Origin of the sequence: Pseudomonas moorei (assembly GCF_008801475.1) — a bacterium.
Classification (GTDB): domain Bacteria; phylum Pseudomonadota; class Gammaproteobacteria; order Pseudomonadales; family Pseudomonadaceae; genus Aquipseudomonas; species Aquipseudomonas moorei.
Map to the genome: position 1 here is coordinate 85,317 of NZ_VZPP01000013.1, position 21,483 is coordinate 106,799.

General features: G+C 58.4%; 22 protein-coding genes and 1 other RNA gene. 17 read left to right on the plus strand and 6 right to left on the minus strand.

Annotated features, from left to right (window positions below):
- Nucleotides 1–58: 58 nt before the first annotated feature.
- The gene (locus F7R06_RS23730) at nucleotides 59–979 is read right to left on the minus strand and encodes a GlxA family transcriptional regulator (protein ID WP_174552506.1); all 921 of its coding nucleotides are present in this window, start codon (nucleotides 977–979) and stop codon (nucleotides 59–61) included.
- A gap of 220 nt (nucleotides 980–1,199) precedes the next feature.
- Between F7R06_RS23730 and F7R06_RS23735 the strand changes: the two genes are divergently transcribed.
- Nucleotides 1,200–2,336: an acyl-CoA dehydrogenase family protein gene (locus F7R06_RS23735; RefSeq protein WP_047533029.1), complete on the plus strand. Its 1,137-nt coding sequence runs from the start codon at nucleotides 1,200–1,202 to the stop codon at nucleotides 2,334–2,336.
- Nucleotides 2,337–2,439: 103 nt separating this feature from the next.
- Here the strand turns inward: F7R06_RS23735 and F7R06_RS23740 are convergent, their stop codons facing one another.
- Entirely contained in the window at nucleotides 2,440–3,480 is a 1,041-nt protein-coding gene (locus F7R06_RS23740) for an NADP(H)-dependent aldo-keto reductase (protein WP_090325056.1), read from the minus strand.
- A gap of 245 nt (nucleotides 3,481–3,725) precedes the next feature.
- Here F7R06_RS23740 and rplM point away from each other — a divergent pair, with 245 nt between their 5' ends.
- From rplM to F7R06_RS23775, 7 genes are all read left to right on the plus strand, one after another.
- Nucleotides 3,726–4,154 (plus strand): 50S ribosomal protein L13, encoded by a 429-nt coding sequence (rplM, locus tag F7R06_RS23745; protein WP_003228062.1) that lies wholly within the window; start codon nucleotides 3,726–3,728, stop codon nucleotides 4,152–4,154.
- Between the two features lie 14 nt (nucleotides 4,155–4,168).
- Nucleotides 4,169–4,561, plus strand: coding sequence for a 30S ribosomal protein S9 (gene rpsI / locus F7R06_RS23750; RefSeq protein ID WP_003228056.1), 393 nt, complete (start codon nucleotides 4,169–4,171; stop codon nucleotides 4,559–4,561).
- Nucleotides 4,562–4,829: 268 nt separating this feature from the next.
- A complete protein-coding gene (gene petA, locus F7R06_RS23755) occupies nucleotides 4,830–5,423 on the plus strand; it encodes a ubiquinol-cytochrome c reductase iron-sulfur subunit (RefSeq protein WP_034149537.1) in 594 nt (197 codons plus the stop codon).
- A complete protein-coding gene (locus F7R06_RS23760) occupies nucleotides 5,423–6,634 on the plus strand; it encodes a cytochrome b (RefSeq protein WP_090325055.1) in 1,212 nt (403 codons plus the stop codon). Before petA ends, F7R06_RS23760 begins: the two co-directional genes overlap by 1 nt.
- Nucleotides 6,634–7,416 (plus strand): cytochrome c1, encoded by a 783-nt coding sequence (locus F7R06_RS23765; RefSeq protein ID WP_090325053.1) that lies wholly within the window; start codon nucleotides 6,634–6,636, stop codon nucleotides 7,414–7,416. The genes F7R06_RS23760 and F7R06_RS23765 overlap by 1 nt, the downstream gene beginning before the upstream one ends.
- A gap of 150 nt (nucleotides 7,417–7,566) precedes the next feature.
- The gene (locus F7R06_RS23770) at nucleotides 7,567–8,184 is read left to right on the plus strand and encodes a glutathione S-transferase N-terminal domain-containing protein (protein WP_007972581.1); all 618 of its coding nucleotides are present in this window, start codon (nucleotides 7,567–7,569) and stop codon (nucleotides 8,182–8,184) included.
- 16 nt (nucleotides 8,185–8,200) lie between these two features.
- On the plus strand, nucleotides 8,201–8,614 hold the full coding sequence (locus F7R06_RS23775) for a ClpXP protease specificity-enhancing factor (protein ID WP_090325051.1): 414 nt from the start codon (nucleotides 8,201–8,203) through the stop codon (nucleotides 8,612–8,614).
- Nucleotides 8,615–8,769: 155 nt separating this feature from the next.
- Here the strand turns inward: F7R06_RS23775 and F7R06_RS23780 are convergent, their stop codons facing one another.
- The 4 genes from F7R06_RS23780 to F7R06_RS23795 form a co-directional block, all read right to left on the minus strand.
- Nucleotides 8,770–9,348 carry a BON domain-containing protein gene (locus F7R06_RS23780; protein ID WP_090325050.1) on the minus strand — a complete coding sequence of 193 codons (579 nt, stop codon included), beginning with the start codon at nucleotides 9,346–9,348 and terminating at the stop codon, nucleotides 8,770–8,772.
- On the minus strand, nucleotides 9,345–9,938 hold the full coding sequence (locus F7R06_RS23785; RefSeq protein WP_007904374.1) for a phosphoheptose isomerase: 594 nt from the start codon (nucleotides 9,936–9,938) through the stop codon (nucleotides 9,345–9,347). The genes F7R06_RS23780 and F7R06_RS23785 overlap by 4 nt, the downstream gene beginning before the upstream one ends.
- 101 nt (nucleotides 9,939–10,039) lie before the next feature.
- A complete protein-coding gene (locus F7R06_RS23790; protein WP_090325049.1) occupies nucleotides 10,040–10,402 on the minus strand; it encodes a YraN family protein in 363 nt (120 codons plus the stop codon).
- Nucleotides 10,402–12,213 carry a penicillin-binding protein activator gene (locus tag F7R06_RS23795; RefSeq protein ID WP_090325047.1) on the minus strand — a complete coding sequence of 604 codons (1,812 nt, stop codon included), beginning with the start codon at nucleotides 12,211–12,213 and terminating at the stop codon, nucleotides 10,402–10,404. Before F7R06_RS23795 ends, F7R06_RS23790 begins: the two co-directional genes overlap by 1 nt.
- Nucleotides 12,214–12,400: 187 nt before the next feature.
- Here F7R06_RS23795 and rsmI point away from each other — a divergent pair, with 187 nt between their 5' ends.
- The 9 genes from rsmI to mraY all read left to right on the plus strand — a co-directional run bounded on the left by rsmI (nucleotide 12,401) and on the right by mraY (nucleotide 21,483).
- Nucleotides 12,401–13,273, plus strand: coding sequence for a 16S rRNA (cytidine(1402)-2'-O)-methyltransferase (gene rsmI / locus F7R06_RS23800; RefSeq protein WP_090325045.1), 873 nt, complete (start codon nucleotides 12,401–12,403; stop codon nucleotides 13,271–13,273).
- Between the two features lie 75 nt (nucleotides 13,274–13,348).
- An RNA gene (rnpB, locus tag F7R06_RS23805) (RNase P RNA component class A) lies at nucleotides 13,349–13,702 on the plus strand.
- Between the two features lie 447 nt (nucleotides 13,703–14,149).
- A complete protein-coding gene (mraZ, locus tag F7R06_RS23810; RefSeq protein WP_003205355.1) occupies nucleotides 14,150–14,605 on the plus strand; it encodes a division/cell wall cluster transcriptional repressor MraZ in 456 nt (151 codons plus the stop codon).
- A complete protein-coding gene (gene rsmH / locus F7R06_RS23815; protein ID WP_162493938.1) occupies nucleotides 14,602–15,549 on the plus strand; it encodes a 16S rRNA (cytosine(1402)-N(4))-methyltransferase RsmH in 948 nt (315 codons plus the stop codon). Before mraZ ends, rsmH begins: the two co-directional genes overlap by 4 nt.
- Nucleotides 15,546–15,839, plus strand: a complete 294-nt coding sequence (ftsL, locus tag F7R06_RS23820) for a cell division protein FtsL (protein ID WP_090325044.1) — start codon at nucleotides 15,546–15,548, stop codon at nucleotides 15,837–15,839. Before rsmH ends, ftsL begins: the two co-directional genes overlap by 4 nt.
- Entirely contained in the window at nucleotides 15,839–17,578 is a 1,740-nt protein-coding gene (locus F7R06_RS23825; RefSeq protein ID WP_174552505.1) for a peptidoglycan D,D-transpeptidase FtsI family protein, read from the plus strand. Before ftsL ends, F7R06_RS23825 begins: the two co-directional genes overlap by 1 nt.
- Nucleotides 17,578–19,041, plus strand: a complete 1,464-nt coding sequence (locus F7R06_RS23830; RefSeq protein ID WP_090325041.1) for a UDP-N-acetylmuramoyl-L-alanyl-D-glutamate--2,6-diaminopimelate ligase — start codon at nucleotides 17,578–17,580, stop codon at nucleotides 19,039–19,041. Before F7R06_RS23825 ends, F7R06_RS23830 begins: the two co-directional genes overlap by 1 nt.
- The gene (locus tag F7R06_RS23835) at nucleotides 19,034–20,401 is read left to right on the plus strand and encodes a UDP-N-acetylmuramoyl-tripeptide--D-alanyl-D-alanine ligase (RefSeq protein ID WP_090325039.1); all 1,368 of its coding nucleotides are present in this window, start codon (nucleotides 19,034–19,036) and stop codon (nucleotides 20,399–20,401) included. Before F7R06_RS23830 ends, F7R06_RS23835 begins: the two co-directional genes overlap by 8 nt.
- Nucleotides 20,401–21,483 carry a phospho-N-acetylmuramoyl-pentapeptide-transferase gene (mraY, locus tag F7R06_RS23840; RefSeq protein WP_090325038.1) on the plus strand — a complete coding sequence of 361 codons (1,083 nt, stop codon included), beginning with the start codon at nucleotides 20,401–20,403 and terminating at the stop codon, nucleotides 21,481–21,483. The genes F7R06_RS23835 and mraY overlap by 1 nt, the downstream gene beginning before the upstream one ends.

Sequence of the window (21,483 nt, forward strand, 5' to 3'; positions counted from 1 at the left end):
CCACAAACCCTGTGGGAGCGAGCTCGCTTCCACATTGGATTTATGTTGAAGCCTGGAGCTAAGCCGCTTGCTGAAACTGCTGCCGATACTGGTTCGGCGACAGCTCCGTGTGCTGGCGGAACAGGCGGGCGAAAAAGCTCGCATCGTCGTAGCCGACTTCGTAGCTGATGGTCTTGATGCTCTTGCGGCTGCCGGACAGCAGGCCCTTGGCGGTTTCGATGCGCAGGCGTTGCAGGTAGTGCAGGGGCTTGTCGCCGGTGGCGGTCTGGAAGCGGCGCATGAAGTTGCGGATGCTCATGCCGTGTTCGCGGGCGACGTCTTCGAAGCGGAACTTGTCGGCAAAGTGTTCTTCGAGCCAATGCTGGATCTGCAGGATGATCACGTCTTGATGCAGCTTCTGCCCGCCGAAGCCGATGCGGCCCGGTGAGTAGCTGCGCTGGACTTCATAAAGAATGTCCCGTGCCACGGCCTGGGAGACATTGGCGCCGCAGAACCGCTCGATCAGATAGATATAGAGATCGCACGCCGATGTGGTGCCGCCGGCGCAGTACAGGTTGTCGGCGTCGGTCAGGTGTTTGTCCTGGTTGAGCTGGACCTGTGGAAAGCGTTCGGCGAAGGCGTTGAAGAAGCGCCAGTAGGTGGTTGCTTCCTTGCCATTGAGCAGTCCGGCCTCGGCCAGCCAGAACACTCCAGTGGCCTCGCCGCAAAGCACCGCGCCACGGGCGTGTTGCTGGCGCAGCCAGGGCAGTACCTGTGGATAACGTTTGCTCAGGGTATCGAAATCGTCCCAGAAGGCGGGGATGACAATGATGTCGGCATTTTCCAGACCGCCGTCTACCGGGATCTTCACATCGCTGAATGTGTTGACCGACTGGCCGTCGGGGCTGACCAGGCGTGTTTCGAACGCGGGAGTCAGGCCGTGGCCGAGCTGTTTGCCGTAGCGCAGGCTGGCGAGGTGGAAGAAATCCTTGGCTTGCATGAGGGTGGAAGCGAAAACCCGGTCGATGGCCAGGATACTGACGCGCCGCAGGGGCGTGGAGGCTTGGTTAGACATAATTCAACTTTATTTTTATAGGGGAAAGTGGTCACCAGACGGCTGGATCGTCTTATTTTTTGTCGGATGTGTCCAGTGTTCTGTATCGGAAGCGAGGCTTAGTCTCTGAAGGTTGATTCCTGCTAAATACCCAGAAAGGTGCCGCATGATTCCCAGAACCTTGTTCAGTTCCGAGCACGAACTTTTTCGCGACAGTGTACGAACCTTCCTTGAAAAAGAGGCGGTGCCGTTCCACGGACAATGGGAAAAGCAGGGCTACATCGACCGCCAACTCTGGAACAAAGCAGGGGAGGCGGGAATGTTGTGCTCGCATCTGCCTGAGGAGTACGGCGGGTTGGGCGCAGACTTTCTCTACAGTGCGGTAGTGATCGAGGAGGTGGGGCGCCTGGGGTTGACCGGCATCGGTTTTTCCCTGCATTCGGACATCGTGGCGCCGTACATCCTGCATTACGGCAGTGAGATGCTGAAGCACAAATACTTGCCGAAACTGGTCTCCGGCGAGCTGGTTACGGCCATCGCCATGACCGAACCAGGGGCCGGATCCGACCTCCAGGGCGTCAAGACCACTGCGGTGCTGGATGGCGACGAGTACGTGATCAACGGCTCGAAGACTTTTATCACCAATGGCTTTCTCGCTGACTTGGTGATTGTCGTTGCCAAGACCGATCCCAAGGCCGGCGCGAAGGGCACCAGCCTGTTTTTGGTGGAAGCCAATACGCCAGGCTTTGAAAAGGGCAAGCGCCTGGAGAAGGTCGGCATGAAAGCCCAGGACACGTCGGAATTATTTTTCCAGGACGTTCGGGTACCCAAGGAAAACCTGCTCGGCCAGGCCGGGATGGGTTTTGCGTACCTGATGCAGGAATTGCCCCAGGAGCGCCTCACCGTAGCCATCGGCGGCTTGGCTTCCGCCGAGGCTGCATTGCAATGGACGCTGGAGTACACCCGCGAACGCAAGGCGTTTGGCAAGGCGATTGCGGACTTCCAGAATACCCGCTTCAAACTGGCGGAAATGGCGACAGAAATTCAGATTGGTCGTGTCTTTGTGGATCGCTGCCTGGAATTGCATCTGCAAGGCAAGCTCGATGTGCCAACAGCCGCGATGGCCAAATACTGGGGCACAGACCTGCAATGCAAGGTCCTCGACGAGTGCGTGCAGTTGCATGGTGGTTACGGCTTTATGTGGGAATACCCGATCGCCCGGGCGTGGGCGGATGCGCGGGTGCAGCGGATCTATGCCGGGACCAATGAAATCATGAAGGAGATTATTGCCCGGTCGCTTTGATCTGAGTTGGCAGGCCAGACGCCATCGCGGGCAGCCACACTCCCACAGGCTCCAGGATTCCTGTGGGAATGTGGCATCGCCCGCGATGAGATCTAAAGGTCAATCAAGGCGCAGGATTCGGGTGATCCTTATGGATCGCTTCGATCCCTTCCAGCACTTCCTCTGACAGCTTCAGATCGAAGCTGGCAATGTTGCTCTCCAGTTGCTCCAGGGTGGTCGCGCCAATGATGTTGCTGGTCACGAACGGCTGTTGCGTCACGAACGCCAGGGCCATTTGCGCCGGGTCCAGGCCGTGTTCGCGAGCCAGCGCCACATAACGGCTGCAGGCAGCTTCCGACTGTGGGTTGAAGTAGCGGCTGAAGCGGCTGTATAGGCTCAGGCGACCTTTTGGTGGGCGCGCGCCCCCTTCGTATTTGCCCGACAGGAACCCAAACGCCAGCGGTGAATAAGCGAGCAGGCCGCACTGTTCACGAATGGCGATTTCCGCCAGGCCGACCTCGAAACTGCGATTGAGCAGGTTGTAGGGGTTCTGGATCGATACCGCGCGCGGCCAGCCACGGGCTTCGGCCAGGGCGAGGAAGCGCATGGTGCCCCAGGGTGTTTCGTTGGACAGGCCGATGTGGCGGATCTTGCCGGCCTTGACCTGCTCGTCCAGTGCTTCGAGGGTGTCTTCCAGGGGTGTCAGATTGGCTTCGATCTTGTGCTTGTAACCCAGTTGACCGAAGAAATTGGTGCTGCGCTCCGGCCAGTGCAACTGGTACAGGTCGATGTAATCGGTCTGCAGGCGCTTGAGGCTGGCGTCCACGGCTTCAGTGATGTGCTGTCGATTGTGCCGCAGCTTCTTGTCGCGGATGTAGTCGATGGTATTGCCCGGACCGGCGATCTTGCTGGCCAGGATCCAGTCGGCACGGTCGCCGCGACTTTTGAAATAATTGCCGATGTAGCGTTCGGTGGTGGCGTAGGTTTCGGCCTTGGGAGGCACCGGGTACATCTCGGCGGTGTCGATGAAGTTGATCCCGGCACTCTTGGCCCGTTCAATCTGCGCGAAGGCTTCAGCTTCGCCGTTTTGCTCGCCCCAGGTCATGGTTCCGAGGCAGATGGCACTCACGTTTAGATTGGTCCGGCCTAGCTGGCGATAGTCCATCGGGTGCTCCTTGGGCAAAACAATCATAAAAGCAGGTTGAATTATTTTTCGCAATCTGCATAATTGCGCACCTCTTTCTGCAGTGGAAGTGATGCCCCGCCGCCGAAGAATCTTGCCGTTGAACGGACGCGCCGACCCGAGCCCCCGAAAGCGTCTGTATCCGGCTGCCTTTGACTTGTCAAAGTACGCACTATTCAGTAAGATCCGCCGTCTAATTTACAGGGCGGCCCCTGAGGCTATAAAGAATGAAAACTTTTACTGCTAAACCGGAAACAGTAAAGCGCGACTGGTTTGTCGTCGACGCTGCTGGTCAGACCCTGGGTCGTCTGGCCACCGAAATCGCGAGCCGTCTGCGTGGCAAGCACAAGCCTGAGTACACTCCTCACGTTGACACCGGCGACTACATCGTCGTAATCAACGCTGAGCAGATCCGTGTTACCGGTGCTAAAACCACTGACAAAATGTACTACTCCCACTCCGGTTTCCCGGGCGGTATCAAGTCGATCAACTTTGAAAAGCTGATCGCCAAGGCCCCTGAGCGCGTGATCGAGACCGCGGTCAAAGGCATGCTGCCTAAGAACCCGCTGGGTCGCGACATGTACCGTAAGCTGAAAGTCTATGCGGGCGCTGCACACCCTCATACTGCTCAGCAGCCCCAAGAACTGAAGATTTAACGGAATAGTTCATTATGTCGGCGACTCAAAATTACGGCACTGGCCGTCGCAAGACCGCAACCGCACGCGTTTTCCTGCGTCCGGGTACTGGTAACATCTCCATCAACAACCGTTCGCTGGATAATTTCTTCGGCCGTGAAACTGCCCGCATGGTAGTTCGTCAGCCGCTGGAATTGACTGAGACTGTCGAGAAGTTCGACATCTACGTCACCGTGATCGGTGGTGGTGTAAGTGGTCAAGCTGGCGCAATCCGCCACGGCATCACTCGCGCTCTGATGGATTACGACGAGACTCTGCGCAGCGCTCTGCGTAAAGCCGGCTTCGTAACCCGCGATGCACGTGAAGTTGAACGTAAGAAAGTTGGTCTGCGTAAAGCGCGTAAGCGCCCGCAGTACTCGAAGCGTTAATTCGCTTTCACGTTCAAAAAAGAACGCCCAGTTTCCTCACGGAGCTGGGCGTTTTTTTATGTGTGCGATTTATCAAAGAATTGCGCTGTGACAACTTGCCACACGCGCAGAGCCCCTATACTACAAGGCTTGGGAGTGGTGCCCTCAGGTAATTACCTTGTCAGAATTGGGGGTTTTCATTACCATTCGGCAAAATTTTTATAAGTACATAGATTTACTTAGTAGATGCCTGATTTAACAGGCCACAAAGCTGATGGGAGAGGACTGAATGAGCAATGACGGCGTGAATGCAGGCCGGCGTCGCTTCTTGGTAGCAGCCACATCCGTGGTGGGTGCTGCAGGAGCGGTGGGGGCTGCGGTCCCGTTCGTGGGGTCATGGTTTCCCAGTGCCAAGGCGAAAGCCGCAGGTGCACCGGTGAAAGTGAATGTCAGCAAAATCGAGCCAGGCCAGCAGATGATTGCTGAGTGGCGCGGCCAGCCGGTGTTCATCGTCCGCCGTACGCAGGAAATCCTGGGGAATCTGAAGAAGATCGAGGGCCAGTTGTCTGACCCTACCTCCAAGAACTCGACTCAACCAACCTATGTTGATCCGGAAACCCGTTCGATCAAACCTGAGGTTCTGCTGCTGATCGGTATCTGCACGCACCTCGGTTGCTCGCCGACTTTCCGTCCGGAAGTCGCTCCCGCAGATCTTGGCAAAGATTGGGTAGGTGGCTATTTCTGCCCATGCCACGGCTCCCACTACGACCTGGCTGGCCGCGTCTACAAGTCGCAACCTGCGCCTTTGAACCTGCCAGTTCCCCCGCATTCCTATGAGACCGATGACATCATTGTCGTTGGCGTCGATACGGAGAAAGCGTGATGAGCAAGTTCATGGATTGGGTTGATGCGCGCTTTCCCGCGACCAAAATGTGGGAAGACCATCTCAGCAAGTACTACGCCCCGAAGAACTTCAACTTCTTCTACTTCTTTGGTTCCCTGGCGCTGCTCGTTCTGGTCAACCAGATCGTTACCGGTGTCTGGCTGACCATGAGCTACACCCCGTCGGCGGAAGAAGCGTTTGCTTCGGTCGAATACATCATGCGCGACGTTGAGTACGGCTCGATCCTGCGTCTGCTGCACTCCACCGGTGCTTCGGCGTTCTTTATCGTGGTCTATCTGCACATGTTCCGTGGCTTGCTCTACGGTTCGTATCAGAAACCGCGTGAGCTGGTGTGGGTCTTCGGCATGCTGATTTACCTGGCGCTGATGGCTGAGGCTTTCATGGGCTACCTGCTGCCGTGGGGTCAGATGTCCTACTGGGGTGCCCAGGTGATCATCTCGCTGTTCGGTGCGATCCCGGTCATCGGTAACGACCTGACCCAGTGGATCCGCGGTGACTACCTGATTTCCGGCATTACCCTGAACCGCTTCTTCGCCCTGCACGTGGTTGCCTTGCCAATCGTGATTCTCGGCCTGGTGGTGCTGCACGTTCTGGCATTGCACGAAGTCGGTTCGAACAACCCGGACGGCGTGGACATCAAGAAGCACAAGGACGAAAACGGCGTGCCGCTGGACGGTATTGCCTTCCACCCGTACTACACCGTGAAAGATATCGTCGGCGTGGTGGTGTTCCTGTTCATCTTCTGTTCGATCGTGTTCTTCTTCCCGGAAATGGGTGGCTACTTCCTCGAGAAGCCGAACTTTGAAGTGGCGAACGCCTTCAAGACTCCCGTGCACATTGCTCCGGTCTGGTACTTCACACCGTTCTACGCCATCTTGCGCGCCGTTCCGGACAAGCTCTTCGGCGTTATCGCAATGGGTGCGGCCATCGCCGTGCTGTTCGTCCTGCCGTGGCTGGACCGTAGTCCGGTCAAGTCGATGCGCTACAAGGGCTGGCTGAGCAAAATCTGGCTCTGGGTGTTCTGCATCGCGTTCGTGATCCTGGGTGTGCTGGGCGTTCTGGCTCCGACCCCTGAGCGCACGCTGCTGTCGCAGGTATGTACCATCCTGTACTTCGCCTACTTCATTCTGATGCCGTTCTACACCAGGCTCGAGAAGACCAAACCGGTTCCGGAAAGGGTGACTGGCTGATGAAAAAGCTATTTGCTGTACTTATTCTTGCGGCTATGCCGGTACTGTCCTTCGCGGCCGAACACGGTGGTCCAGAGCTGGAAAAAGTCGATATCGACGTTTCCGACAAAGCGGCCATGCAGGACGGCGCGCGTACGTTCGCCAACTATTGCATGGGTTGCCACAGCGCCAAGTTCCAGCGCTATGAGCGTGTCGCTGATGACCTGGGCATACCTCATGAGCTGATGCTCGAGAAGCTGGTGTTCACAGGCGCCAAGATCGGCGACCACATGAGCATCGGCATGCAGCCTGCTGACGCCAAGACCTGGTTCGGTGCGGCGCCGCCCGATCTGACGCTGGTTGCACGCGTTCGTGGTACTGACTGGCTTTATGGTTACCTGAAGTCGTTCTACGAAGATCCGGCGCGCCCTTGGGGTGTGAACAACAAGGTCTTCCCGAATGTCGGCATGCCTAACGTCCTGGTCGGCCTGCAAGGCCGTCAGGTTGTCGGTTGCAAACAGGTTCAAATCGTTGAAGACGGCAAGAAGCAATTTGATCCGCTGACCGGTACGCCGCTGACACATGAAGCGTGCGATCAGCTGACCATCCTGCCGAAAACGGGTGCTTTGACCGAAGAGCAGTTCGATGAGAAGGTCAAGAATCTGGTAACCTTCCTGGCTTACTCGGCTAACCCGGTTAAGCTGCAACATCAGCGCATCGGTACGTATGTATTGCTGTACCTGGCTTTCTTCTTCGTGTTCGCATACCTGCTCAAGCGCGAATACTGGAAAGATGTGCACTGATAAAGCTTTAAGCAATTGCTGTTAATCGCGCGCGCCCAAGGGCGTCTCTGAAGGTGTAACGAGCCTGGTGATCCAGGCGTTACGGGAGACACCCTATGGGCGCGCTCGTTTTTCCGCTTCCGATAATTTCTACAAGCGAGGAGGACCGCCATGGGCGTGACCAATCGGTTGGCCTGTTACTCCGACCCCGCCGACCACTATTCCCACCGAGTGCGAATCGTACTGGCAGAGAAGGGTGTAAGCGCCGAGATCATTTATGTGGAAGCTGGCCGTCAGCCGCCTAAACTGATCGAAGTGAACCCTTATGGCAGCTTGCCCACCCTGGTCGATCGTGACCTGGCGTTGTGGGAATCAACGGTGGTGATGGAATATCTGGATGAGCGTTACCCGCACCCGCCACTACTGCCGGTTTATCCGGTGGCGCGTGCCAACAGTCGTTTGCTGATTCATCGTATTCAGCGTGACTGGTGCGGTCTGGTGGATCTGATCCTGGATTCACGGACCAAAGAGGCAGCTCGAGCCGTAGCGCGTAAAGAGCTGCGCGAAAGTCTGACAGGCGTGTCGCCGTTGTTCGCCGACAAGCCGTTTTTCCTCAGTGAGGAGCAAAGCCTGGTGGATTGCTGCCTATTGCCAATACTCTGGCGATTGCCGATTCTGGGTATAGAACTGCCGCGGCCAGCCAAGCCGCTGCTTGATTACATGGAGCGCCAGTTTGCGCGTGAGGCTTTCCAGGCAAGTCTGTCTGGTGTCGAACGCGATATGCGCTAAGGCTTAAGGAGCCGCTATGAACTCCAGTCGACCTTATCTGGTCCGCGCGCTCTACGAGTGGATTGTGGATAACGATTGCACCCCGCACATGCTGGTCAACTCCGAGTATCCGTCGGTGCAGGTGCCGCAGGGTTTTGCCAGTGATGGACAAATTGTCCTGAATGTATCGCCGCAGGCCGTGCGCCATTTGCACATGGATAACGAAGCGGTCAGTTTCGAGGGGCGCTTCGGTGGCGTGCCACACACGCTATACGTGCCTATCGCATCGATCCTGGGTATTTACGCCCGGGAGAACGGCCAGGGCATGGTGTTTGATCTGGAATCGCCTATGGAAGACGAGGATGAGATCGAGCCGGATGACGACCTCCCGCCACCCGACAGCGAGCCGCCGCGTCCTAGCGGCCGACCAAGTTTGAAGGTAGTGAAATAAAAAAAGGGTGATCCGCAAGGATCACCCTTTTTTTATTTCACTACCTTCAAACGATGTAGGAGCGAGCCTGCCGGCGATGGGTGTGAACGATAACGCGGGCTGCCTGAATGAACGTATTCACCGGCGTTTTTCGCGAGCAGGCTGGCTCACAGGTCTTAATCGATGTACTCGAACAGCTTCACAATCTTCTGCACACCAGAAACGCCTTGCACCAGATTGGTTGCCTGAGCGGCTTCCTGTTTGGTCAGCAGGCCCAGCAGGTAGACGATGCCATTTTCCGTGACGACCTTGATACGTGAGCCGGGGATGTTCGGGTCAGTAAGCATCTGAGTCTTGATCTTGGAAGTCAGCCAGGTGTCGTTCTGGCGGGCAAGGAAGCCGGAGGGTGGCAGAATCTGCAGTTCGTTGTGGACTGTCTTCACCCGTTGAACAGCGGCGGCGGCTTGTTCGGCCTTGGCCTTGAGGTCTGCGCGCGGGGTTTGTCCGGCAAGCAGTACCACGCCGTTGAAGCTGGTGACGACGATATGGGAATCGTTGTCCAGGGCCGGATCGGCCTTGGCGATGTTCACACCGACCTTGGTGTCGATCAGGGAGTCATCGATCTTGCTGCCGAAGGTGCGGGTGCCGCGGTCATCTTCAATCGGTGCTTCACGGCTGGCACTTACCACCGAGGTGCAGCCGCTGATGCCGAGGCACAGGGTCAGGGCCAGTAGGCCGAGGCGATTAGGGGTCATTCTTCACTCCCGAACAGTTGGCTGTCGATCAGATCGCATAGGCAATGGATCGCCAGCAGGTGGACTTCCTGGATACGTGCGGTGACATTGGCCGGAACGCGAATCTCCACGTCCTCGGGTAGCAGCAGCGATGCCATGCCGCCGCCATCGCGACCCGTCAATGCTACGACAATCATTTCGCGATCATGTGCGGCCTGGATCGCTTGAATAATGTTTGCCGAGTTGCCGCTGGTGGAAATCGCCAGCAGCACGTCGCCCGGCTGACCAAGGGCGCGGATCTGCTTGGAGAAGATTTCGTTGTAGCTGTAATCGTTGGCGATCGAGGTGATCGTCGAGCTGTCAGTGGTCAGTGCAATGGCTGGCAGGCTTGGTCGCTCACGCTCGAAGCGGTTCAGCAGCTCGGACGAGAAGTGCTGGGCGTCGCCAGCAGAGCCGCCATTGCCGCAGGAGAGCATTTTGCCTTCGTTGAGCAGGGCGTTGACCATCACCTGGCTGGCTTGCTCGATGTGCGGTGCAAGTACGTCCATCGCCTGTTGCTTGGTGTCGATACTGGCCTGAAAAAGCTGGCGAATTCGGGATTGCATGTCCATCTGTGTGACCTTAATGAGCGCGGCTGTCCGGCACGTGAATGTGCAGCCCGCAAAGCAAAGAGCAAAAGTGTTGTCGGGTGTCCGGTTCGGAGCTTAAGCGATCAGCTGTCGAAGGCATTCTGCAACCAGTTCAACTGATCGAGTTTACTGTCGATGGCAACCACGTCGAAACGGCAAGGGGAATTGGCCCAGCGCGACTCGCACTGAAGAAAATACTGCGCGGCAAAAATCAGTTTCTGCCGTTTGCGCTCATCGATGCTATCGAGCGCGCCACCCCATTGAGTGTTTTTTCTGTAGCGAACTTCAACGAATACTACTGTATCGCCATCAAGCATGACCAGATCAAGCTCGCCGCGTTTACACAACCAGTTCTGCGCCAGCAGGCGCAGACCTTGTTGTTGGAGATGCTCGAGCGCATGGCGCTCGGCATCTTTACCGCTTTGCTGGCGTGACCTGTCAGGCATCAGCGCGGGGTGTCCGGCAGACGTTGAATCTGGCCATTGACGAACTGGGCCCATGGCAACTGTCTTACGACGCGCTGGTTCTGAGTGATGCCCAGGCTGCCCGATTGACCTTCGACACGGCTCTCCGGCAAGGCCTTGAGTTGCCCCAGGCGTGGAGCCAGGCGATAGGCATCGACGCCCATGGCGTACAGGCGCCCCAGGCTTCCGGCCGCTTGTGGCCATTGTGCGGTGACCTGGCGGCGCAGTGGATCATTGGCATCCAGCAGCCATGGGGTTTCGCAGAAACGGATGCCGTTCATGTCGTTGTACTGGTTCACATCGCCACTGGCGCTGAAAACGTGGGAAGTGGCGTAAACCGGAACATCACCCGCGTACTGGAAGTTCAGGGTCGGTTTGATTTGTTGGGCTTGTTGTGGCGTGGCAGCCAGGAAGATGAACTCGATGTCCTGGCGCCGGGAAGGCTGGGCGCTGACCTGGGAGCCAATGGTGCTTTGCAGGCTCTTGGCGCGACCTTCGCTCTGACGCAGCTGGAACATGTCGGCAATTTGCTGGGCCAGTTGCACCGGCTGGTCGACGCGTTCGGTGACGACGATGCTGCCTCCGTTAGCTTGCCAGTCCTGGCTGAAAGCCTTGAGTACGCGATCGCCCCATTCACCTTTCGGCACCATGATGGCAGCACGATGCAGGCCATCGGCGCGAGCGCGGCGCGATACTTCGCGTGCCTCGTCTTCCGCTGCAAGACCAAACTGGAACAGTTGGGCAGGACCCTGTTCACCTTCGCTGTAGTTCAGCGCCAGTGTGGTGATCGGCAGTTGTGGGCGAGTGCTGAGCTGTTTGACCAGCGGCTTTTCCAGTGGACCGACGACCAGTTGCACGCCGTCGGCCTGGGCCTTGCGATAGAACTCGTCAAGGGAGGTCAGGTGCGAGCTGTCATAGAACTCGATGGCTGGCGGCTTCTGCCCGGCTTGTTGGGCCTGGTAATGGGCAGCCATGAAACCTTCGCGCAATGCCTTTCCGACCGAAGCCAATGGACCGTCCTGTGGCAGCAGCAGGGCGATTTTGCCAAGGGGCTGACTGGCCAGCTCCTTGAGATTGGTCAATGGCAGAGGCAGCTGGATAGCGGCCGGGTGTTTCGGGTTCTGAGCGCGCCAGTTGTCGATTGCGGCCTGTTGTTGTTCCAGGGTGCCGGCCGATTTTACGGCCAGTGCCAGTGCCATCCAGCCGCCGAGGTCGTCGGTGGTGGTCGGTTGCAATTGATCGGTGGGCAACGAAGCGATCAGTGCCCAGATGGCTTCGTGGTTTTTGCGGGCTGCGTCACCGGTCAGCATCGGTGCGATAAAAACGCGTTCCCGTGCTGCGGCGAGCGTCTGCCCATCGGCTTCAAGGGCTCGGGCGTGAACGGTGCCAGTGCGTACCTGCTGTTCGGCGGGCATTTCACTCAGGCGTTGCAGGCTCGGGTGGCTCAAGGCGGTCAGCGCCGCCTTGGGCTGGTTGCGGGCCATGGCCAGCTCAGCTGCCAGGGTGTTGGCGAAGATCTGTTGTCCCGGCTTGAGTTGTTCGACCGGAACCTGTTGCAGGATCTGCGCGGACTGGCCGGCATTGCCCTGACGATAGGCCATGTCCGCCGCGCTCAGGCGAAGCAGGGCGGCGTCTTCCGGATTTTTGCTTTGGGCTGCCTTTTCAAGCAATTGCTCGATACTGGCATCCGGGGTCCGAGGAAGTTCGCCAAGGCTGGAGGAGGGCGAGCTGGCGCAAGCCGCCAGCAAGGCAGCGAGGCAGAGGGCAGTAAACAGCCGCAGGCAAGCGATCATGTAAGCGTTCCTGATACTCGATCAAATTAGCGTGGAATTGTACCCAAGCACTGGCCGGGGCGCGATGTTACTGGCGTGAATCGATCAATTTAGCTCGTAGAAATGTTGCGGCAAGGCACAAAAGGCTGAAAAAGCGAGCGTCGCTACGCGTTACAATGTCGGCTTTATCGATTGTGAGGTGTGCGCTTTGACTGCTCCAGGTGCTTTGAATTCCGCTGCTGGCTCGCTTTATGTGGTGGCGACGCCCATCGGCAACCTGGACGACATCAGTGCGCGAGCGCTGAAGATCTTGCGAGAGGTCGCGCTGATCGCCGCCGAAGACACCCGGCATTCCCAGCGCTTGATGCAGCACTTCGGTATCCCGACGCCGCTGGCGGCTTGCCATGAGCACAACGAGCGGGATGAAGGCAGCCGCTTTATTACCCGGCTGCTGGCCGGTGACGATGTGGCGCTGATTTCCGATGCGGGGACACCGCTGATTTCCGATCCAGGCTATCACCTGGTGCGTCAAGCCCGTGCGGCAGGCATTAATGTAGTGCCGGTGCCAGGTGCCTGTGCGTTGATCGCGGCACTGTCGGCGGCGGGGTTGCCATCGGATCGTTTCATTTTCGAGGGGTTTCTGCCGGCCAAGGCCGTGGGGCGGCGCGCTCGCCTTGAGCTCATTAAAGAGGAGTCGCGCACGCTGATTTTTTACGAAGCGCCGCACCGTATCCTTGAATGCCTGCAGGACATGGAACTGGTATTTGGCGGTGAGCGTCCGGCATTGTTGGCGCGGGAACTGACAAAGACCTTTGAAACACTCAAGGGCTTGCCATTGGTCGAGCTGCGTGAGTTCGTCGAGTCGGACAGCAATCAGCAGCGCGGCGAATGCGTCGTGCTGGTGGCGGGATGGACGGCTCCGGAAAGCGAGGATGCTGTCAGCAGCGAGGCGATGCGCATCCTCAATCTGTTGCTCGAAGAAATGCCGCTCAAGCGTGCTGCGGCATTGGCAGCGCAAATTACCGGCGAGCGCAAGAATGTGCTGTACCAGGTCGCGCTGGATAAACAAAAGGGCGAGTAAAACCCGACGCAATGGGGTGGCTAAAGGCTTTTAGCGCTTGTTCTTCAGGCGCTCTGCCGTTAACCTTCGCGGCGGAGAGTCGATCGGACAGTCGCTGCCCTCTATGAAAATTAGGGGGGGGAGGAAAGTCCGGGCTCCATAGGGCGAAGTGCCAGGTAATGCCTGGGAGGCGTGAGCCTACGGAAAGTGCCACAGAAAATAACCGCCTAAGCGCTTCGGCGCCGGTAAGGGTGAAAAGGTGCGGTAAGAGCGCACCGCACGTCTGGCAACAGTTCGTGGCTAGGTAAACCCCACTTGGAGCAAGACCAAATAGGGTCCCAAGGCGTGGCCCGCGCTGGGACCGGGTAGGTTGCTAAAGATGTCCAGTGATGGCCATCGTAGACGAATGACTGTTCAAGACAGAACCCGGCTTACAGATCGACTCTCCACCTTTTTTCTATCCTCTGCTTAAATCATTTAGCAGGGTGCGGGTGATGGCATTCTTGTCATGGAGTGTCGTCGGGATCCGGAGTTAGGTGATATCAATTAGCCTGCGCTGATGATGATCGCCGAAACTCGAAGCAGCATCGTTTTTCCCTCCTTTCAGAATCGTCGGCAGAAGCACTTTCGTAATACCGAAAAAATCTTACTCTTAATAAATTACTTTAACTTCTGAACGCAGCCTTCTGTGCTGATTCAAGTTGTCGGGCAGTTTCATCTGCCGGATTCTCGTTCTCCCTCCTTTTATGCTCCTAAATCTCAGTTCTGTAAGGGTTTTCCTTTAATGCGCGCCTTGACGGTGTGGTGGGCGCATTCCTATAGTGTGCGCAAGTGGCGGAAAGTGGCATGAAGTGGGTTTTTTGAGCGCAAAAAGCTAATATTTGGAGAAACGCTGACGTGTTTCGCGGAGCCAACGCTATCAGTCTCGATGCAAAGGGCCGTCTCGCCATGCCGAGCCGGTACCGTGACGAGCTCGTTTCGCGTAGTTCCGGTCAGTTAATTGTCACAATTGATGCCGTTGATCCGTGCTTGTGTGTTTACCCCCTCGACGAGTGGGAAATTATTGAAACCAAACTGCGCGCATTGCCTTCGCTTCGCGAAGAGAACCGCCGCCTGCAACGTTTACTGATTGGTAATGCCGTCGACCTCGAGCTCGATGGCAGTGGTCGTTTTCTGGTTCCGCCGCGTCTTCGTGAATATGCCAAGTTGGATAAGCGCGCGATGTTGGTAGGCCAACTGAACAAGTTCCAATTGTGGGACGAGGATGCCTGGAACGCGGTTTCTGCCGCGGACCTGGCTGCTATTCAACAACCGGGCGCCATGCCTGATGAACTGCGTGATTTGATCCTGTGACTATTGATAGCGGCTTTAACCACATCACCGTACTGCTTGACGAAGCCGTCGAGGCTCTCGCCGTACGTCCTGATGGCTGCTATCTGGACGGTACGTTCGGGCGCGGCGGGCACAGTCGGTTGATCCTCAGCCAGCTCGGTCCCGATGGCCGGTTGCTCGGGTTCGATAAAGATCCTCAAGCGATTGCCACCGGGCAGACGCTAGCGGCCGAAGACGGCCGCTTTGTCGTTGTGCAGCGCAGCTTTGCCGAGCTTGGTTCGGAGGTTGCCGATCGTGGCCTGCACGGTAAGGTCAGCGGCGTATTGCTCGACCTGGGTGTGTCTTCGCCGCAACTGGACGACCCGGAGCGTGGCTTCAGTTTCCTCAATGACGGTCCTCTGGACATGCGCATGGATCCGTCTCGCGGGATCAGCGCCGCCGAATTCGTTAATACCGCGCCGGTGGAAGAAATTGCCCGTGTGTTCAAGGAATACGGCGAAGAGCGTTTCTCCGGTCGTATGGCCCGTGCCGTGGCCGAGCGTCGCGATATCAAACCGTTCGAGCGAACGGCCGACCTGGCTGAAGTCCTCAAGGTCGCCAACCCGGCGTGGGAAAAGGGCAAAAACCCGGCAACCCGTGCTTTCCAGGGCTTGCGTATTCACGTCAACAACGAATTGGGCGATCTGGAAGCCGGCCTCGAAGCCGCTCTGGACTGCCTGGAAGTGGGCGGTCGTCTGGTCGTGATCAGCTTCCACTCGCTGGAAGATCGCATCGTCAAACTGTTCATGCGCAAACTGGTGAAAGGCGAAGCCGACAACCTGCCGCGCAACCTGCCGGTTCGGCATGTCGCTTTCGAACCGAAAATCAAAGTCCATGGCAAAGCGCAGACGGCCTCCGACGCCGAACTCAAAGCCAACCCACGCTCCCGTAGCGCTGTCATGCGCGTGGCGGAGAAGCTGCGGTGAGCAAGCTATTCGCCAAGCCACTGCCCGGCGGAAGCTTCTTCATGCTGCTGCTGTTTATCGCCGTGCTCGTGTCGGCGATCGGCGTGTCCTATAGCGCGCACTGGAATCGTCAACTGCTCAACTCGCTCTACAACGAGTTGAGCGTGCGGGACAAGGCCCAGGCCGAGTGGGGACGGTTGATTCTTGAGCAGAGCACCTGGACCGCGCACAGCCGAATCGAAGTGCTGGCGACCGAACAACTGAAGATGCACATTCCCGGTGCCGCCGAAGTGCAGATGGTGGCGCCATGATGAAACTCGAAGGTGCACTCTTCCCATGGCGGTTCCGCGTGGTCCTGGGTTTGCTCGGTATCATGGTGGCGGCGATTTGCTGGCGCATTATCGATCTGCAAGTCGTCGACCGTGACTTCCTCAAGGGGCAGGGAGACGCACGCAGCGTTCGTCATATTCCGATTCCAGCTCACCGTGGTTTGATTACCGACCGTAACGGCGAGCCTCTGGCCGTCAGTACTCCGGTGACCACCCTGTGGGCCAACGCCAAGGAAATGCAGCTGGCCAAAGAGAAGTGGCCTGCACTGGCCGCGGCCCTGGGTCAGGACCCGAAAGCCCTGGCCGAGCGCCTTGAGGCTCAAGCCAATAAAGAATTCATCTACCTGGTGCGAGGGCTGACGCCTGAGCAAGGCCAGGCTGTGCTCGATCTGAAGGTGCCGGGTGTTTACGGTATCGAAGAGTTTCGTCGCTTCTATCCGGCCGGTGAAGTGACCGCGCATATGGTCGGTTTTACCGACATCGATGACCACGGTCGGGAAGGTGTCGAGCTGGCCTATGACGAATGGCTGGCCGGCGTTCCCGGCAAGCGCCAGGTCATCAAAGATCGGCGCGGCAGGTTGATCAAGGATGTCCAGGTCACCAAAAACGCCAAGGCCGGAAAGCCCTTGGCGTTGTCCATTGACCTGCGTCTGCAATACCTGGCGAACCGTGAATTGCGCAACGCTATCATCGAGAATGGCGCGAAAGCCGGCAGCCTGGTGATCATGGATGTGAAGACCGGCGAGATTCTCGCCATGGTCAACCAGCCGACCTATAACCCGAACAACCGCCGCAACCTGCAACCGGCGATGATGCGTAACCGCGCGATGATCGACGTGTTCGAACCGGGTTCGACCATGAAGGCGATTTCCATGAGCGCGGCCATTGAAACCGGGCGCTGGAAACCGAGCGATACCGTCGAGGTTTACCCGGGCACTTTGCAGATTGGTAAATACACCATTAAGGACGTCTCCAAGACCGAAGGTCCGGTGCTGGATATGACCGGCATTCTGATCAACTCCAGTAACGTCGGCATGAGTAAGGTCGCGTTCGATATCGGCGGCGAGACGATTTTCCGGCTGGCGCAGAAAGTCGGTCTCGGCCAGGACACCGGCCTGGGTTTCCCGGGCGAGCGCGTTGGCAACCTGCCGAACTACCGCGAATGGCGCAAGGCCGAGACCGCCACGCTGTCCTACGGCTACGGTATTTCGGTAACGGCGATCCAGCTGGTTCACGCCTTCTCGGCCCTGGCCAACAACGGCCGCCTCGCGCCGCTGACCCTGATCAAGACCGACAAGGCGCCGCAAACCACCCAAGTGCTGCCTGAAGCCGTGGCGAAAACCATGCAGGGCATGCTGCAGCAAGTGATCGAGGCCCCGCGCGGCGTGTTCCGTGCGCAGGTGCCGGCGTATCACGTGGGCGGCAAGTCGGGTACTGCGCGTAAAACGTCGGTCGGTACCAAAGGCTACGCCGAGAACTCCTATCGCTCGCTGTTCGCCGGCTTCGGCCCGATGAGCGATCCGCGTTACGCCATTGTGGTGGTGATCGATGAACCGACCAAGGCCGGCTACTTCGGTGGTCTGGTATCGGCACCGGTATTCAGTCGCGTCATGTCCGGCACCTTGCGCCTGATGAACATCACCCCGGACAACCTGCCACCTACTCAACAAGCGAACGCAACGCCGGTCGTTCCACTGAAAGCCAATGGAGGGCGCGGCTGATGTCTCTTAGCCTGAACAAGATTTTCCCTCACGCTGGCCACGATCTGCTGATTCGTGAATTGGCGCTGGACAGTCGCAACGTTCGCGCGGGCGATCTGTTTCTCGCGGTACCGGGCGGCAAATTCGATGGTCGTACGCACATCGCCGACGCTCTGGCGCGCGGCGCTGCCGCCGTGGCTTATGAAGTGGAAGGCGCCACCGTGCTGCCGATCACTGAAGTGCCATTGATTCCGGTCAAAGGCCTGGCGGCGCAACTTTCGGACATCGCCGGACGCTTTTATGGCGAGCCGAGTCATCATCTGAACCTGATCGGCGTGACCGGCACCAATGGCAAGACCAGCGTGACTCAGCTGGTTGCCCAGGCGTTGGACCTGCTCGGTCAGCACTGCGGCCTGGTTGGTACCCTCGGCACCGGTTTCTACGGTGCGCTGGAAAGCGGCCTGCATACCACGCCGAATCCTATCGCCGTACAAGCCACTCTGGCGGACCTGAAAAAGGCCGGGGCCAAAGCCGTGGCGATGGAAGTTTCTTCCCATGGTCTGGATCAGGGCCGTGTTACGGCATTGGCGTTCGATGTGGCAGTGATGACCAATCTGTCCCGAGATCACCTGGATTACCACGGCACCATGCAGGCCTACGGCAAAGCGAAGGCCAAGCTGTTTGCGTGGAATGACCTGAAATGCCGGGTGGTCAACCTCGATGACGAATTCGGCCGGCAACTGGCCGCCGATAAACGCGAGTCGCGGTTGATTACCTACAGCCTCGAAGACTCCAGTGCTTATTTGTATTGCCGCGAAGCGCAGTTCGACGACGAAGGCGTGCGCGCCACGTTGGTCACGCCGCAAGGCGAGCATCATTTGCGCAGCGCCCTGCTGGGTCGTTTCAACCTGAGCAACGTGCTGGCAGCGGTGGGCGCTTTGCTCGGGCTGGATTATGCGCTGGACGAAATCCTCAAGGTGCTGCCAAAGCTGGAAGGCCCGGCCGGGCGCATGCAGCGTCTGGGTGGAGGCTCGCAGCCGTTGGTCGTGGTCGATTACGCCCATACCCCGGACGCATTGGAAAAAGTATTGCTGGCCCTGCGTCCGCATGCCAAGGGCCGGTTGCTGTGCCTGTTTGGCTGTGGCGGCGACCGTGATCGCGGCAAGCGTCCGTTGATGGCTGAAGTGGTCGAGCGCCTGGCCGACGGTGTGCTGGTGACCGATGACAACCCGCGCACGGAAGACCCTGCGCTCATTTTCGACGACATCCGCGCCGGTTTCACGGCTGTCGATAACGTGACGTTCGTTGCCGGCCGTGGCCAGGCCATTGCCCAACTGATCGCCAGCGCCTCGGCAGATGACGTGATCGTGCTGGCCGGTAAAGGTCATGAGGACTATCAGGAAATCAACGGCGAGCGTCACGCCTTCTCTGATCTGGTCGAGGCCGATCATGCCTTGACCGCGTGGGAGGTGGCCCATGCTTAAGGCCTTGAAACTGAGTGAACTGACTGGCGCGCTGAATGCTCGTCTGGTCGGCGCCGATGCCAGCTTCGACGGCGTCAGCATTGACAGTCGCGCGATCAAGCCCGGGCAACTGTTTATTGCGCTGACAGGTCCGCGCTTCGATGGTCATGACTACCTGAATGATGTCGCCGGCAAAGGCGCCGTGGCAGCGCTGGTCGAGCACGAAGTCGCCGACAGCGCGCTGCCGCAATTGGTGGTCGGAGATACCCGTCGGGCGTTGGGTCAACTGGGTGCGTTGAACCGTGCGGCCTTCACACATCCCGTCGCAGCCATCACCGGTTCCAGCGGCAAGACCACGGTCAAGGAAATGCTCGCGAGCATCCTGCGCACACGCGGTTCGGTGCTGGCAACCCGTGGCAATCTGAACAACGACCTCGGCGTACCGCTGACCTTGCTCGAACTGGCGCCGGAACACAGCGCTGCCGTGATCGAACTGGGTGCTTCGCGCCTGGGCGAAATTGCTTACACCGTCGGCATGACCAAGCCGCACGTGGCCATTCTCAACAATGCCGGGACCGCCCACGTGGGTGAGTTCGGCGGGCCGGAAAAAATCGTCGAGGCCAAGGGTGAGATTATTGAAGGGCTGGATGCCGATGGCGTCGCCGTTCTCAATCTGGACGACAAGGCTTTCGACATCTGGAAGGCTCGCGCCGCTGGTCGCAAAGTCCTGACGTTTGCCCTGAGCAACGTCAACGCGGATTTCCATGCGAGTGACCTTGGTCGTGATGCTCGCGGCTGCCCAGTGTTCAATCTGCACAGCCCCGAAGGCGTGGAACGCGTCCAGCTGAACCTGCTTGGCACCCATAACGTCGCCAATGCCATGGCCGCCGCGGCTGCCGCCCATGCCTTGGGCGTGTCGCTGTTCGGCATTGCGACGGGCCTCGGCGCGGTACAGCCGGTCAAGGGACGGACTGTCGCGCAACTGGCCAGCAATGGCATGCGCGTAATTGATGACACTTACAACGCGAACCCCACCTCCATGTGCGCGGCGGTTGATATACTGGCCGGCTTTTCCGGTCGCACCGTTCTGGTGCTCGGAGATATCGGCGAGCTGGGCGAATGGGCGGAGCAGGGGCACCGCGATGTGGGCGAATACGCCCGAGGCAAGGTTTCTGCGCTATACGCCGTCGGGCCGATGATGGTCCACGCCGTCAACGCCTTCGGCCCACAGGCCTGTCACTTCAGCACGCAGGCTGAATTGATCAACGCCCTGGGTGCCGAGCAAGACACAAACACCACCATTTTGATCAAGGGTTCGCGCAGCGCCGCGATGGAAAACATCGTTGCCGCTTTGTGCGGGACCAGTCTGGAGAAACATTAATGCTGCTGCTGCTAGCGGAGTATCTGCAACAGTTCTACAAAGGCTTCGCGGTCTTTCAGTACCTGACCCTGCGCGGGATTCTCGGTGTACTGACCGCGTTGGTTTTGTCGCTGTGCTATGGCCCGTGGATGATCCGCACCCTGCAGAACCGTCAGATCGGTCAGTCCGTTCGCAACGATGGTCCGCAATCGCACCTGTCAAAATCCGGCACCCCGACCATGGGCGGCGCGCTGATTCTTTCGTCCATCGCCGTCAGTACCCTGCTGTGGGCTGACCTCACCAACCGTTATGTCTGGGTTGTGTTGCTGGTGACGTTGCTGTTCGGTGCCATTGGCTGGGTCGACGACTACCGCAAGGTGATCGAGAAAAACTCTCGCGGCCTCCCTAGCCGCTGGAAGTATTTCTGGCAGTCGGTATTCGGCCTGGGCGCGGCGATCTTCCTTTATATGACTGCCGCCACTCCGGTGGAAACCACCCTGATACTGCCAATGCTCAAGGACTACAGTATCCCGCTGGGGGCTGGTTTCATCGTGCTGACCTACTTCGTGATCGTCGGTTCGAGTAACGCGGTCAACCTGACCGATGGCCTCGACGGCCTGGCGATCATGCCGACGGTGATGGTGGGCGGTGGCCTGGGCATCTTCTGCTACCTGTCGGGTAACGTGAAGTTCGCCGAGTACCTGCTGATTCCCTACGTACCGGGCGCGGGCGAGTTGATCGTGTTCTGCGGCGCGTTGATCGGTGCGGGCCTGGGTTTCCTCTGGTTCAACACCTATCCGGCCCAAGTCTTTATGGGCGACGTCGGCGCGCTGGCCCTGGGCGCTGCTCTGGGCACCATCGCCGTGATCGTCCGTCAGGAGATCGTCCTGTTCATCATGGGCGGCGTTTTCGTGATGGAGACCCTATCGGTCGTGATCCAGGTTGCTTCCTTTAAAATGACCGGTCGCCGCGTATTCCGCATGGCGCCGATTCACCACCACTTTGAACTCAAGGGCTGGCCCGAGCCGCGCGTGATCGTCCGTTTCTGGATCATCACCGTAATTCTCGTCCTGATCGGCCTTGCCACCCTGAAGCTGAGGTAG